Here is a 13,623-nt window from a genome sequence, read left to right as displayed (position 1 = left end):
TCGCAACGCTCCAAACGTTGCTTTCAGACCGGCCAGATGCGATTTCATGTCCCAAATACCGAGGTGAATAATCCAGGAGAAGATAATTAGTATCGGCGCACATTGCTATGGCCTGCTCAGCATATCTGTTTTCGTAGTACAAAGTCCCTGTGAACAGGGTCGTGGCGACTGTTGTCGACTGCGTTTCTAATTCGCCAGCTATCCTAAAGTGACCGTAGTTAATCCCAGCCACGCCAAGCACGTTATAATCGCGGTCTGTAAAATAAAAATCCATTAGACAAATGCTTCCTTCCAATTTATTTTCACCTTAGGTAACGTTGCCCAGCTGCTAGTGCTAACATCAATTATATTTTCCCCAGGATTAATACAAAATTCATCCCAGTGGTTGCCGATTGTCTGTAAGGTTGGGTCTTCAACACCATTAACCAACACACGCTTGTTTATGCAGTCAACCATTACCACATCACCCGAGGTCCAACGATTTGGTAAGTCTTGCCAGTAATCAACGTTAACCCACTGAAAGAGACTGTCAGACCAATTGGCGGTCCAACCGTTCCAGTTGCTAAACCCTGCCATCCATCCTGTGATTGAGTCAACCGATGTATCTGCCAACCCCTCAATGGCAAATGGAAATAAAAGTTGTGCTGAGTTCTTAATTCCAGCGCTTGATATACTAGCAATCTTGCTGATGATAAAGGTCAGCTTGTCACCAGCTTTTTTTATTTCAAAATTGTATGCGCCGTTAGTAAACTTACGGCGGTCCAAGTTTTGAGCGAAAAGTATAGTCCCTTTTGCCCACCCCTCAACTACCAGCGTATCTGTTGTGCTTGAACTATCGCGAATCACAAAGCTGACTACTATGTCATTGCCAGACTGTAAGTTAATTTCCGCTCGGCCAACTGCCGTTTTATTCGTGGCAATATTCATTCGGTTTGCACAGTAAAAGTTGCCCGTGTTGACCCCCGCCGCATTTGCATGAATAGAGCCGTGTATAGTTGGCCCCGCCCAGTGCATGGATGAGGTACGATTTAAGACTGGCGTTGCCGCATCTGGAGCCTTAGCGTAGTCCCAACTACCAGCAATAGTATTAGGCCCCGGATTAGACCCATAGGGGTAAGTTACATAATTAATTTTGCCACTGTTGACTGTTGTTTGACTTGGTGCTGAGAGCATATCCCAGTGAAATGCAGTTTCGGTCGACGCAGCCTGAACACCATCAATTTCATTAGAATTTCCGAACTCCAAGTAGCCTCCGCTTGAGCTAGCCAGACCGATATAGCCATTATCGCCACCCATAGTGACTTCAACTATGGGGTATGATTTATAGCTCCCATTGTTGGTAAAGCTGACAGTATCCGTTCCATCGGTATTAGTGACCGTTTCAGTGGCTACCGAGTGGGCGATGCCATCGGGGACGATGAATGTAAGACTAATGGTGCCTGACCGCCAGTCCTCAGCAATAGTTGGCTGGCCATCATAAATCGCAAGATAGTACACGCCAATGTCATCACCAATGATTAGTCGCTTCGGTTCGTCAACGTCGAGTGCAGCCCCAAGGTCACGCCTCAAGTTAGCCAAGTTGGCATTTGTAACGATGCCAGAAATGGTGATGGTCTTCGTGTCACGGGACATATACTGCCAGAGCTGACCATCTGTTCGTCCTACCTTGGTCATCGAATTGACATGACTAGTGCCAATGTTTCTCTGGACGTCGGTCACGTCAAACCATTGGCTTAACTCAACGCCGTTATAATTAAGACTTATTCCAGCCATTTAAACTCCTCCCTATAAATTCTCCCAAACCGTGCGAATGCCATTCTGACGCTTGTTATAGCTATCAATTTTTGGTGCCACAGTCGGGTAGAACTGGTCATCGCCGATTTGCACGTTGAAGCTGAGCTTGGTCAGTAGCACGCCTAAAGCGTTAATGGCAGCGATAAGGTCGCTGTTATCACTCGTTGGTGCTACCTGTGTCTGTGCCGAGGATTGGCTGGCATTGATTTGCTGTACCGCCTGTCCCAGCAGTTGCCATGCGCGACTAGCTTTTGATGCTGACAGTGGCACAACCATCTCAGGGCCTGCTTCTCCCCCGATTGCCATACGGTTACCATTCATGCCTAGAAGCGTTGGCGTGTTGATCAAACCGCCATTGGCGTACCAATTTACAGAAATGTGCGGTATCTTGCCCTTCAGCGGGTTAAAGCTACCTTTAAGAGAAAAGTGCGGTAGCTTGAAATGTGGCAGAGACAACCTAAAGTGGAACAAAGATTTAATTCCGCTAATTATCCCAGCCAATAATGATTTGGCCGTTCTTACTGGGTGGACAATAGCGTTACCTATCGACCCAAAGATGCGACCAACGATGCTCCCTAGGTTGCCCCAAGACTTTACTCTTGTAGCAACGGCGGTTACTGCGCTACCAACTGTGGACTTTATACTGGACCACTTGGAGGTCGTGTTGCTCTTCACATTTGACCACGCCGAGGTCACCTTGGAGGTAACACCGCTCATGCCCGACTTAACCTTGCTTGACACACCATTCATGCCAGACGTTACAGACTTCTTCACGCTTGACCATGTGCTAGTTGTCTTGTCGCCGACTTTGCCCCAGAAGCTGTCCCATGACTTCTGGAACTTTTTGTTGGCTGCGGCTTGCTGCTTCTCCATCCTGGCGTTATCTTTGTTGTTCTGTTTCTGGATACCCTTCCACCACTTAGCAATGCCCGTGGCGCCCTTGTGAGCATCAAATCCAAGCTTACCAAGCCAATCCTTCGGCTTGGCTTTTGCATTCCAGCCATCTGTGAACTTCTTGGTTGCCGTGCCTGCCCATCCGCCGACCACTTTACCAATCGAGGCACCAACGGCCGCTCCCAACGGTCCGCCGAAGAAGAAACCAATGCCACCACCAATAGCAGTGCCTGCGGTTTCACCCACAGCCTTGAACTTCTGACCGACTGTGCCACTCTTGCCGAATGCCTTAGTTAAATCCTTTATGTCACTAATCGCGTCATATGCGATTGTGACTACTGCCGTGGCCGTGCCCAACTTTGACCCCGATAACTTCTTTAGGTTACCTGCAATGGACTGACCAAGCTTTGACTCGCCAAGTGACTTTAACCCGCTGTAAACATGGCCAACTGCACCGGCAAATTCAAACACCTTTTTTGTCGCCCACAATCCAGCCAGAACTTTGACCGTGGTCTTAATGCCGCTCTTATTCTTTACAATTTTGTCGAGAATGTCGTGAACAGTCCCTAGTGGGTCCTTCATGCTCTTAGCATTCTTGCCGCCAACGCCTAACCAGCCAGCAATGTCTTTGATAATTCCTTTGGCCGAATCCCAAACATAGCTACCGGCAATTTTGGCAATCTCCCAAGTATCACTAGCTACGCCTTTAATATCCTTAGCGTGTGCTGATAAGTAAGCAAACGTTTTACTAATGATACCGTTAAGCCTTTTCACACCGGCGTTAAGCTTGTCAGTCAATGATGAAGCATTGCCCCCACCACCAGCTGAAAACGCCTTAATGGTGTTGTTAAGCCCGTCTGCAAAGGTTTTACCTACCTTGGTAAACAGCGCCTTAGTCTTTGTTGAGCTTACCCAACCAGAGATAGTCCCAATAATGGGGTTAGCGGCAGTCGTTAGTGGTGTAGTGATTGCAGACAGCAAGACAGGCATTTGAGACTTAACGGTACGAATCATGCCGGGGATTGTCTTACCAAAGTTTTCAGTAGCAGAACCATATTCCTTGGCCGTCCCCTGCAAAACCTTAATCATGGTGGCAGAGCTGATTTTACCCGCACTCATGAGATCATTCATTTGCGCCATTGTGAGCTTGCTGTTATGAGTTACAGCCTGTTCAGCCTTCAAAAGGTTGGTACGCAAGACTGGGAAGACGTTGACAAAGGACATCATATCCTGTGCTGACACCTTACCGTTAGCCATCATCTGACTAAACTGGGTGCTAAAGTTCATGACCGCATCGTCTGACTGCCCGAATGCGTCCTGCAAGGTCAATACAGACTGGGTTAAGGACTTAGTAGTACCCACATTTTTACTAATGGAGTAAAACTTCTGGTTCATGCCATCAACCATGTCAGTTGCGTTGTTGGCGGCAATCGCCATCTGGTTAGTCATGTCTACCATAGCTTGGCCCTGCTTGGCGTTACCAGTTAAGGTAGTCCAAGTGGCATTCATCGTCTGTTGAGCTAAGCTATACTCTTTGGCCGAATCTGTAGCACTAGAAATCCAACCAGACAAGTGAGACCAAGCAGATGAAACCACATTGCTTAGGATATTGGCGGCAAATACAGACTTAAAGATTGAGTGCGTTTTCTCAGCCTTTTCATTCACTCCTAAAAGCGCTGTTTTGATACGATTAATCGGACTTGGGTTAGCCTTCTTCATGGCAGAATCTAATTCAGTCATACTGGTTTTAGTCTTGGCCAAGGCAGTAGCCGTCTCATCAACACGTACCTTTTGTGTACGCCATGCCGCGCTATCCTTACCGCTGGCAGTAGCGATCCGTGATAGCTCTTTTTCTTGTGCTGACAGCTGCTTGTTCAGGTTACTGATGCTGTCCTTGTAACCCGTCATCTGCGCTTTGTTGGCTTCTTGCTGCTTGCCTTCAGCCTTGAGCCGCTCAACATAGCTGCTAGAAACCGTGGTAATCTGCTTGTATTCAGTCTGCAAGCTAGCCAATCCTGACTTCTGATATTCAAGACTAGTTTTTGCCCGCGTCTGCTGTGCTTCCATCGATTTCAGCTGCGTGGTGGCACTGTCAATATCCTTCTGATACTTGAGATAGGACGCCGCGCCATCTTTAGTTGTAACGTCTAGGCCTTTTTGCTTCTCACGCAGGCTCTCAATTTTGGCCTCTTGTGCCTTAATGCTGTCACCTAGGCCCTTATACCGGACTTCGGCCGCCTTGAGATATTCACCAGTTGACTTGAGCGCCACCTCTTGAGATTTCCAAGCGTTCTTAGTGCTACTGATAACCGCGTTTAAACTTTTAAGCGATTGACTAGCCTTTAGTGTATTAAGCGCGATTTCAGCAGACATCTCTGCTTGAATTTTTTGTGCCATCTTTTCACTTCCTATCAAAAAAGGGATAGTTGGCAAACTAGCCTCCTACCCTTTACCTAAGTCCCAAGCTTTTCAACATCTTCATCGGATCCTGTTCACGGTCCTTTGGCTTCTTTGCTGTTTGAAGCTCAAGCAGATCATAGAAGCCGGCATCCAACCACATATCGGGCGTCCAATGCAAGTAAACCAGTGTGTCTTGGCCGTACAGGTTGAAGTCTTCAAGCTTGTTTTTCAGCTCAAATACGATCTCACGCTTATTCAGCTTCGGCTTCGCTTTTGTCGTCCGCCTGCTCGGCCTCAGCCTTCTTAATGTCTTCTTCGGACAAGCCTTGGACCCGCAGAATGATGTGGTTGGCGATCTCAACGGTCTCGCCAAACTCTAGGTCGTCAAGCTTTTCCTGCTCTTTCTGGTTTAACTTGAGCGTTTCCGTGATGTAATTCATCACGTCATCAATCAGCTTCTGCTGTTGCTTAAGCTGTTCCACCGGCGTTAGGTCCGCATCTTCAACGTCATCAATCCCTGCCATCATCACCTGCAATGCCAACGTGGCTTTCATGACCCTGTTGGTAACCTTGACGATATGCTCACGGTTGCTTAGCTTAGCTTCTTTAATTTTCATTATGAATTCTCCTTAAAAGATCAACGTCGACAGCACGGCTCGCACGTGCTTGCCGCTAGTGCCGGCTCACGCGTCTTCATTTCATGGGAACGTATGACTATCTATCTTTGTGTTATAACTTGCGTCAGAATTGCGTCTGACAGCACTGCTATGCGCCAGTAGTACCAGTAGTACCAGTTGCGGCTACATAACCACCCATGACGTCCTTCAGCATTGCCGCTTCGTCGAACTCGGTGTCTTTGCTGTAGTAAATCTTGAAAGGCTTATGATTGAAAGCAATTGTGTCGAGCGCGCTGATGGTCAGTGCATCATCAACAATCTGCTTGTTGTCGTCGTCAGTTTGAATGTTGGCTTCACTTTCAACCGCAGTGCAGTTACCAAAGCCGAAATAAACAGAACCGCCCGACAGGCTACCCGATTCAATCAGAACGGCAATGTGCGCGGGCTCATCAGCTGGAGTCCAACCGCCCTTACCGTCATTCACAAACCCCTTAATCTTTTGTTTAATGTCAAAATCGAGGTTGAGACCGTCCCAAGCAACCTGCGGAGCCGCTGCCCCATAGGTCACCTGTTGGGCTACGTTGTTCCCGTATCTCTTAGCGCTAGAGCCAACCAGACCAGTGATGTTGGCGGTTTTGCTCCCCATATCCTTAGCGTCAACTTTATAAAGCCCATCTGCGCTTAAACCTTCATCACCTTTTATAATCTGTTGGGTGATTGGATCAATCAGTGCAAACGACACCATGTTCAGTCCTACTAATGCCATAAATTTAGCCTCCTAAATATTCTTTTCACGTGAAAAATAAAATGTGTTCATCAGCTGCTGTGTGTCTGGATCTAATGTGCGCTGCCTAACCGTGGCTACCTGCCAATCACTGTGTACAAACAGCTTCATCAGTTTGACCTCTAGTGTTTCCGGGTCGTTATCAAAATCTTGTGAGTACCAAATTTGTACTTCGACCTCTTGATTTAATCGCCAGAAGTCGTTGTTGCCGAAACCTGACGGGGCATTTGCGACATCAGTCACCAACACCACTGTCTTGTCCAGACTATCCATAGCCTCTTTTGGTAAGTTGTTGCCATAAACTTCATCGATGCCAACTAAAGAAGCGGCGCTAATCAAAGCAACCGCATCATCTACTGCCGCCATTAGTCACCGCCTCCATTCAGTTTGCTAATTATCTTTTTATACTCCGCCGCCTCAGCTTCAAACACGGCGCCTTTAGCATCATCGCGGGCGTTATCAACAAAGTGGTCACCGCGAATGTATTTAGTGCCATCGTTCAAAAATCTGGCTACAAACTCCTTTTTGGTAAATCCTGCAACAGACTTGCCATCATGTCTGCCATCAACATCACCAGTGGCCGACGCTATATCATCGCTCAAATGCCCGTACTTACCGCCAGACCCTTTTGTATTCGGATGCTTCGCCTTGGTGACCTCTGTCAGCTTCTCGGCCAGCACATCTGCGCCTGCCTTAGTTATCTTTTCCTGTTGCTTAACCGTCAGCTTAGATGCTTTCTCAACCTGCTTCTGCCACTGGTCCAGTGCTTCGTCTAATTCCATAGCTATGCCCCCTTGGTCGTTTTGACTAGGGTCAGGTAGTCATAGCGAATAGCATCGTTACTGTCGTCTGGGCTAATGTCTGAAATGTCATACACAACACCATCAAGGCGTGCCTGTTTCTGACTAGCATTTCTAGTGTCATGACGGACTATGATGGTGATTGAATTATCCAAGCGCGTTCCCACAAGCGTGTACTGCTGTGTGAGCGTCCGCTTCTGTTGCTTGAAATGCAGGCTATAAGCCGGCACGAAGTTAGTGACGTTAACACCAGCACCAGTCTTATGTGACTGTGGAGAATCAAGCTCAACAGTTCGGCTGAAATCGGCTGCCTTAAATTTCGCCATCAGTATCACCAGCCTTTGCCGCTTGGTCACGCTGGATTTTCCAACGAATGCTGTTGATCATGTATGCGTAGCTGGGCGGATAGGCTTTGTTTTGATCGGATAGGGCACCGCGTGAGTAATACATGTAGTCAACAAGTACCCGCACCGCTTGATTAAACAACGGATATGCCCTATAAACATCAATCCCAATCGTGTCGTCAATGGCCCCAGTAACTGCATCCTCTGCGGTACTGATCATATCGGCAAGAATTGAAGCATCGCCATCGGTGTCAAGGTTAAGATATTTTTGCATGTCTTCCGGGGTAACCCCTTGACCATCTGCCATATTCAGCCCTCCCTTAATAGCCGCCCGTCATATCGACGAATTGTTTATTTCTTAGGCGACTAACGATCGTATTACACACCAGTACCAGAACCAGATGCAGAATCGGTGTTGGTTACAAAGTAACCGGCACTGGCATCGGCTTTTTGTACGCCGAAGCGGAATGCAGCACCGAGATAACGCCCATAAATCTTGCTTTCTTCCCATGCCAGAGTGACCTGCTGACGATCTGCAAACAGGACACCGCGCTTTAAGTCACCGACAAATGCCTTCTGATCCCCTGCGGCCGAGCCAAGCAGCGTGTCGCCAACAACATATACTGGGACGCCCAAGACAGAGCCCTTTGCGGTGCCGTCGGTGATAGAGTCAGAAGCATTATGAAGCAAGTAACGCCCGTTCTTGTCCTTTAAGGTATCCAGCGTATTGAACAGGGATTGAGTAACAACCAGTGCACGACTGTACGCTGGGTCCAAGTCAACATTCAGAATATGCTTGAGATCGTCTACCAAAGTGTCTGTAGTGGTAGCTTTAGCCGTGAATGACTGCAATACAGGCGCAATCATCGCGTTGTAGGTATTGACAGACTTCTCGTTAATGGACTGGCCAACAAGTGCGGTAAGATCAACTTTAGAATCAGCAATAGCTTCTTCGGACAGAGGAATTGCGCCACGATACGTGCTAACAGACCAATCCACCTGTTCAAATTCAGGCTCAGCAAGTGTGGGATTTTCGGCCAATTCTGCCACGCTAGAAAAGCGATCGGTTGCCCGTTTCAAAATCGGGTATGTGCCCTTAGGAGTAGTAACCGGCGTCTTGGTAACCAAGGTGGACAAATCCACAACTGAATTTACTTCTGCGGTAGGGTCATAGATGATTTCTTCCGGAATCAGCACGCCTGCTTCTGTCGAAGTGACGTGACCGGCTGCAGCATCAACCACCTTGCCATGACTATGGATGAAGTCGTTGATAGCCTTCTTCTTCGCATCGATTGGCTTCTTAGACAGGTCGGCTCCCTCCTTTTGTGCATTATCCACTGGCTTGTCAGGATCAGAATTGGCCTTATTTTCAGCTTCAAGTGCTTTAATCTGGTCGTTGATAGCGTCCCGCCGTGCCTTTGCAGCGGTAAGGTCGTCCTTGATCTTTTGAAAATCGTCAACGGAGGCATTCTCATCTTGCAACTTTGCGTTTAATTGAGCGTTCAAATCAGCACACTTGGCACTGACATCGTTAAAAAGTGTTTGTAACTTGTCCATTATTGGACCTCCTTTTTGTCATAAAAAATAGCCAGCTTCTTGTTTAGCAGATCGTTCTGCTTAGGAAGTTGACTACGTAGCTTTTCGTTTTCATCTTTCAGATTCTTAATTCGTTGAACTGCCTGATGTGGAATAATCGGACCCACCGCATTTACAATTGGCGTATCGAAGTCTAGCTTTTCGTCTGCCAATCCTAATTCGACAGCTTGATCAGCGTCCAGCCATGTTTCTTTGTCCATCAATGCCAAAAAGTCATTGGCAGGCTTGCCCGTCTTAGCAGCATAGATGTTTGCAATTGCACTGTCTGTAGTTTGCAGCATGTCAGATGCCGCATCCATCTCGTGAGAGTTCCCACTGGCGTCGCTTGACGCACGATGGATCATCATCTTTGCCCCTGGGGCCATCTGTACTTTGTTAGCACCCATGGCAACAATGGTGGCCGCAGAGTATGCGTTTGATACGATCTTTGCCGTTACATTGCCCTGATAGCTGCGCAAAGCATTGCAAATTTCTGTTGCTGGATCGACCTCGCCACCATCGGAGGCAATCTCAAGTGTGACATCAGAGCCATCGCCAGGTAGTACATCAGTAATATCTGAAGGTGATACTACCGTCATGCCGAACCAATCACGATAGATTGGTGCAAAGTCGTTGCTTGTAATGTAGCCTTTAACCGGAATAATCACTTGTCATCACCTCCCTTCGTTGAGCTGGTAAGCGGTTTGAAATCAGGCAAGTTATCAGGCAAAAATCCAGATCGCGTGAGTATGAATTGCGCTTGTTCTGCACCTAGCACCCCAGACTTAGCAAGATTTGATACCTGATTGATAAGTGTCGAGTCATCAACATCCAACATATCTTTGATATCCAATTCGAGGTCAGGTGCATTCATCTTCAAACGCAGCTCATCCACGATTGGATTTACATACGAGTTTAAGTTTGCCAGATATGTTGCCTTGATTTGGTCAATGTTTGAATGCTGACTTTCAGTTGAGGTGCCACCGCCCAAAATATCGCTAGGCACACCAAAGGCCTTTGAGATTTGATCAGCAGAGTATGCTGAATTGTCAGCCAAGGCCTTAAATACATCAGTCTTCATTTCAAGCTGGGTGTAATCGAACCCATCGGGTAAAACCATCAGGCGACCAGAGTTCTCACCAGTATTGGCTTTCTCAAACTCTTCACGGGCGGCTTCTAGGTCTTTACCATCGCTTAAATAGTTACTGATTTTGAGCTGTCCAGCAGGATTAATCTGATTTTCCATAGCGCTCATGTTGCTTTTTGAGGCTTTATCGTCCAAATTAAGGGCGTTTTGCAAGCTCTCTAAAGGCGATCGACCAATCAAATACCGATATTGTGGGTCTGGCATGAGCCTAAAATGAAGCATTTGGTCCTGTCTAAGCACCATTTGGGGACGATCATTACTCTCTAAAACCGTATATACGATGCCTGTATTGCCTGGCAAGTAGTTAATCTGGACATCAGAGTTAGGAATATGCTCCAAGTTTGGCCCAACTAACGGGATATAGTCGTTGCCCGACAAGCACAACTGCATCAACGCACCTTGCCAAAAAGAAAACCGGCCTATCAAGCCGCTAGGGCTCTCAAGTCGGTTCAATGTTGCAGTATTTTCAGTTTTGAAGTGTGCCGAGGCAACATCGCTCGCAATACGGTTTATCACACTATAAACATTAGTGTTCTGCAAAGCAGACAGCGCCGAAACATAAGAAAGCTGCATGCCGCCAACCGTGGTCGTGAAAAACGCAGGATTGCTTGGATAAACCATGTTTTTTGCTTTACGTTTGTTGAAATTTTTAGGGGTTAGAAGTCCCATTTAACTTCACCCCCTTTCTTTGTCTAGAATGTAAGCAGCTAAACACAGCTCAAAGCCTGCTACTAGATAACCAAAAACAACGTTAAAGGTGAATGCTGCTACTGCAATCAGTGCCAAGCCGGTGATGAATAGCATCACCGTGCCCCAATTGCTGAGCAAATTGCTAATAATCTTTGCCATTATTTACCACCTCCAAACATTGCCTTGAAAAAGTCACGTTTTCCCTGCGCGTCCAAATCATTCAGCGGGTTGTATCCCTCATCATGATAGTTTTCAAAATAGAACCTAGCCTGATCATGAGCATTAATTAGCGCGTCGGTTGTATCAATGTGATCACTAGTACGATTTTGTCGGTCGATTTTAACTGAACCACCGCGGTCTTCTACCAATACGGCGTTGTTAAGTCCATCAATCAGCAACGGATCATTCAGCATTGAAATATTGCCATTAATAAACAGATTCTGAAAGTCCTTAGTAGGCTCATTCAGCTTGAACGAGGTAGGAGGCAAAGGAAACCATTGCCACTGCGGTTGATAATTCTCAAGTTTCTTTTCTAGCCATTCACCGTGGTTTGGATCAGCAATAATGAACTTTACTTTGAGCCGATGTTGATTAACATAATCAACCAACCACTGATAGACCTGGTCATTGTTGATCACGCCAGAGGAAAGATTGGTGATGTCAACGAAGCCTTCGTCTTGCAATTTAAGGTAATCTAATCCGTCCTGTTTAGATTTGGCTTCAATGGTTTTTGCCTGTGCGAATGGAATGAAGCTGTGCTGCTGAACATGAAACATGTGTTTGTCGTGATCAGTGTACGGATAAATGAAACCAAAAGACGTATTATCATTGGTCTGTGATCCGTCAAATCCGATGAACACATCACGCCCATTCACATCGAAATGGTCAATAATGCTGCGCTGAATGTTATCTAGAGATAGATAACTGTTCTGGAAGCGGCGGCTCCACAGATTTAATGACTTATTAACAAATGTTTCCAGCGTTCCCTCGCGCTCATTGTCATTGCGATCCTGATTAAGAGCTTCTTGTAGGTTGTCTCGCTTGTCCTTTGGTAGTTCAAGCAGATTTGGATTAGATTTAGCCCATGTTTCCGGCTCAAAGACCTCATCCTCCGAGTCCTGAGCATAAATCACTTGGAATACGTTGTCAGCGTCTCTAACAGCGTCATGTTCAATGGCAGACCGGGTAACATCTTCGTCGTTCTTAAACTTAACCTTGATATCTGGATAAGCCGTTGAAATTTTGACAAACATTCTGTTCTTAATACCGTTTTGGCCTGATGTAATCTGTTTTAAGGTCTCATTCAGTGCCGGTCTCAAGTTACCAATTTCATCGTAAACAGCGATTGCATTGTGGAAACTATCAAAGCCACCGCCTTGTGAGGTACCCTTACGAATCGTATTCTTAGTGTTCTTTGCGATAACCTGCGTGGTTTGAGCTTCCACGCCTCGTTCTCTAGCGTCATCTGCAAAGTCCGGCAGAGATAAAATTGTCTTCGCCTGCAAAGATACGTCATTGAACAGCTTGGTTGCATGTTCACTATCGTAACTGGCCACCAGCAAGTCCTGTGATGTTGCATTCCAGCAGACTACAAAGTAATAAAAGTTGATTAGGATTGATGCTAACCAAGTTTTGCCTTGTTGCCTAGCAATAGAAATATTAGAGGTTGTGAATCGAGTGCCGTTGTCTAGGGTGCGCCAGCCAATCAAGCTATCAAGAATAAACGATTGCCATTTGAATGGCTGAATTGTTTTTGAGGTATCGTCTGGATTGGGCAGCAGTCGTGAAAAGTATTCAATTGCATTGACCATGTCTGAGTTGTATTGGTAGGGAAAATCACCATCGCCAATCCGCAATAAATCATTCAAGTGCCTAATACATGCCAGCTGAACATCTCTACCAGTCATATATTTATTGCTGAACATAACGTCATAAGCGTATCTTGTTCCTGGATCGTGATAGTTATCCAGCAGCCCTTGGTAGTCAGATTGGTGCGGCTTTACGTATTTGCGAATATCAGTTACACCAGTAAAATCAAACGTCTGCACCAAAACCAACCTCCTTCAATGGGCTGTCTTTCTTAGGCTTTTCCGGTTCTTCGACAGTTATCTGACGTAATCCAGAGTCAAACGTAAGTCCTAAATCATGCCCTAACGACTTCATATTCTTCACACAAGAGTCCATTTGAACCGCGCCGGGGGAACGCTTTACTGCAACGTTATCGTTGTCATAAATCCACAGTCCCTGTTTTTCAATCAACTGCTCAGACTTAATGTAAAGTGAGTAATAACGGCAATATAGTTCAAGGCTTGGCTGGTCAATCTTTTTCAGGTAACCAAGTTTCTTGACTTCAGGAATAAGTGACTTCCACAATCGGCTTGCTTCGTCGTCAAGGTGAACAGGAGGCGTGTTCTGGATGTCCTTCATATCGTCGCCACTGTTGGACTGATCATCAGAGGAACCAGCATGTAAAATTGTTAAATTTGGATGATTTTCTGGCAAAAAACGCGCCTCCTTTCTGTGATGAAATGCCATCGTTTAGGGATTTGGGCCTCAAAAGTCGAAATTTTTCAAAAAT

15 protein-coding genes are annotated in these 13,623 nt (G+C 46.4%); all 15 read right to left on the bottom strand.

The features are described from left to right. A partial coding sequence (locus tag EKM86_RS12515) for a hypothetical protein (RefSeq protein ID WP_225419386.1) occupies positions 1 to 274 on the bottom strand: 274 nt, incomplete at its 3' end. After that, entirely contained in the window at positions 274 to 1,773 is a 1,500-nt protein-coding gene (locus EKM86_RS08520) for a distal tail protein Dit (protein ID WP_125757017.1), read from the bottom strand. The genes EKM86_RS08520 and EKM86_RS12515, both read right to left, overlap by 1 nt. Before the next feature lie 12 nt (positions 1,774 to 1,785). Next, positions 1,786 to 5,085, bottom strand: a complete 3,300-nt coding sequence (locus EKM86_RS08515) for a tape measure protein (RefSeq protein ID WP_125757015.1) — start codon at positions 5,083 to 5,085, stop codon at positions 1,786 to 1,788. Positions 5,086 to 5,339: 254 nt separating this feature from the next. Further along, on the bottom strand, positions 5,340 to 5,705 hold the full coding sequence (locus EKM86_RS08505; protein ID WP_125757013.1) for a phage tail tube assembly chaperone: 366 nt from the start codon (positions 5,703 to 5,705) through the stop codon (positions 5,340 to 5,342). A 148-nt stretch (positions 5,706 to 5,853) separates the two neighbouring features. Beyond that, complete coding sequence (locus EKM86_RS08500) at positions 5,854 to 6,471, bottom strand: phage tail protein (RefSeq protein WP_125757011.1); 618 nt, start codon at positions 6,469 to 6,471, stop codon at positions 5,854 to 5,856. Positions 6,472 to 6,483: 12 nt separating this feature from the next. Continuing rightward, positions 6,484 to 6,855 carry a DUF806 family protein gene (locus tag EKM86_RS08495; protein ID WP_125757009.1) on the bottom strand — a complete coding sequence of 124 codons (372 nt, stop codon included), beginning with the start codon at positions 6,853 to 6,855 and terminating at the stop codon, positions 6,484 to 6,486. Next, on the bottom strand, positions 6,855 to 7,271 hold the full coding sequence (locus EKM86_RS08490; RefSeq protein WP_125757008.1) for an HK97-gp10 family putative phage morphogenesis protein: 417 nt from the start codon (positions 7,269 to 7,271) through the stop codon (positions 6,855 to 6,857). The genes EKM86_RS08495 and EKM86_RS08490 overlap by 1 nt, the downstream gene beginning before the upstream one ends. A 2-nt stretch (positions 7,272 to 7,273) precedes the next feature. After that, positions 7,274 to 7,615, bottom strand: a complete 342-nt coding sequence (locus EKM86_RS08485) for a phage head closure protein (protein ID WP_191988015.1) — start codon at positions 7,613 to 7,615, stop codon at positions 7,274 to 7,276. Then, entirely contained in the window at positions 7,602 to 7,940 is a 339-nt protein-coding gene (locus EKM86_RS08480; protein ID WP_125757006.1) for a head-tail connector protein, read from the bottom strand. Before EKM86_RS08480 ends, EKM86_RS08485 begins: the two co-directional genes overlap by 14 nt. Before the next feature lie 71 nt (positions 7,941 to 8,011). Beyond that, positions 8,012 to 9,190 carry a phage major capsid protein gene (locus tag EKM86_RS08475; RefSeq protein WP_125757004.1) on the bottom strand — a complete coding sequence of 393 codons (1,179 nt, stop codon included), beginning with the start codon at positions 9,188 to 9,190 and terminating at the stop codon, positions 8,012 to 8,014. Next, positions 9,190 to 9,876, bottom strand: a complete 687-nt coding sequence (locus tag EKM86_RS08470) for a head maturation protease, ClpP-related (protein WP_125757002.1) — start codon at positions 9,874 to 9,876, stop codon at positions 9,190 to 9,192. Before EKM86_RS08470 ends, EKM86_RS08475 begins: the two co-directional genes overlap by 1 nt. After that, a complete protein-coding gene (locus EKM86_RS08465) occupies positions 9,873 to 11,024 on the bottom strand; it encodes a phage portal protein (RefSeq protein ID WP_125757000.1) in 1,152 nt (383 codons plus the stop codon). Before EKM86_RS08465 ends, EKM86_RS08470 begins: the two co-directional genes overlap by 4 nt. 6 nt (positions 11,025 to 11,030) lie before the next feature. Beyond that, positions 11,031 to 11,204, bottom strand: coding sequence for a hypothetical protein (locus EKM86_RS12405; protein WP_164506224.1), 174 nt, complete (start codon positions 11,202 to 11,204; stop codon positions 11,031 to 11,033). Then, a complete protein-coding gene (locus EKM86_RS08460; RefSeq protein WP_125756998.1) occupies positions 11,204 to 13,093 on the bottom strand; it encodes a terminase TerL endonuclease subunit in 1,890 nt (629 codons plus the stop codon). The genes EKM86_RS12405 and EKM86_RS08460 overlap by 1 nt, the downstream gene beginning before the upstream one ends. Then, entirely contained in the window at positions 13,080 to 13,547 is a 468-nt protein-coding gene (locus EKM86_RS08455; protein WP_125756996.1) for a phage terminase small subunit P27 family, read from the bottom strand. The genes EKM86_RS08460 and EKM86_RS08455 overlap by 14 nt, the downstream gene beginning before the upstream one ends. Between the last annotated feature and the right edge of the window lie 76 nt (positions 13,548 to 13,623).

Origin of the sequence: Lacticaseibacillus hegangensis (genome assembly GCF_003946465.1) — a bacterium.
Classification (GTDB): domain Bacteria; phylum Bacillota; class Bacilli; order Lactobacillales; family Lactobacillaceae; genus Lacticaseibacillus; species Lacticaseibacillus hegangensis.
The sequence above is the reverse complement of the archived record's forward strand: the minus strand, read 5'-3'. Positions and strand labels throughout refer to the sequence as shown.

Excerpts from the sequence above, each read along its gene's own strand:
- EKM86_RS08495 (WP_125757009.1), bottom strand. The coding sequence starts at position 6,855 with ATGGCGGCAGTAGATGATGCGGTTGCTTTGATTAGCGCCGCTTCTTTA.
- EKM86_RS12405 (WP_164506224.1), bottom strand. The coding sequence starts at position 11,204 with ATGGCAAAGATTATTAGCAATTTGCTCAGCAATTGGGGCACGGTGATG.
- EKM86_RS08475 (WP_125757004.1), bottom strand. The coding sequence starts at position 9,190 with ATGGACAAGTTACAAACACTTTTTAACGATGTCAGTGCCAAGTGTGCT.
- EKM86_RS08485 (WP_191988015.1), bottom strand. The coding sequence starts at position 7,615 with ATGGCGAAATTTAAGGCAGCCGATTTCAGCCGAACTGTTGAGCTTGAT.
- EKM86_RS08480 (WP_125757006.1), bottom strand. The coding sequence starts at position 7,940 with ATGGCAGATGGTCAAGGGGTTACCCCGGAAGACATGCAAAAATATCTT.
- EKM86_RS08520 (WP_125757017.1), bottom strand. The coding sequence starts at position 1,773 with ATGGCTGGAATAAGTCTTAATTATAACGGCGTTGAGTTAAGCCAATGG.
- EKM86_RS08515 (WP_125757015.1), bottom strand. The coding sequence starts at position 5,085 with ATGGCACAAAAAATTCAAGCAGAGATGTCTGCTGAAATCGCGCTTAAT.
- EKM86_RS08505 (WP_125757013.1), bottom strand. The coding sequence starts at position 5,705 with ATGAAAATTAAAGAAGCTAAGCTAAGCAACCGTGAGCATATCGTCAAG.
- EKM86_RS08490 (WP_125757008.1), bottom strand. The coding sequence starts at position 7,271 with ATGGAATTAGACGAAGCACTGGACCAGTGGCAGAAGCAGGTTGAGAAA.
- EKM86_RS08465 (WP_125757000.1), bottom strand. The coding sequence starts at position 11,024 with ATGGGACTTCTAACCCCTAAAAATTTCAACAAACGTAAAGCAAAAAAC.
- EKM86_RS08500 (WP_125757011.1), bottom strand. The coding sequence starts at position 6,471 with ATGGCATTAGTAGGACTGAACATGGTGTCGTTTGCACTGATTGATCCA.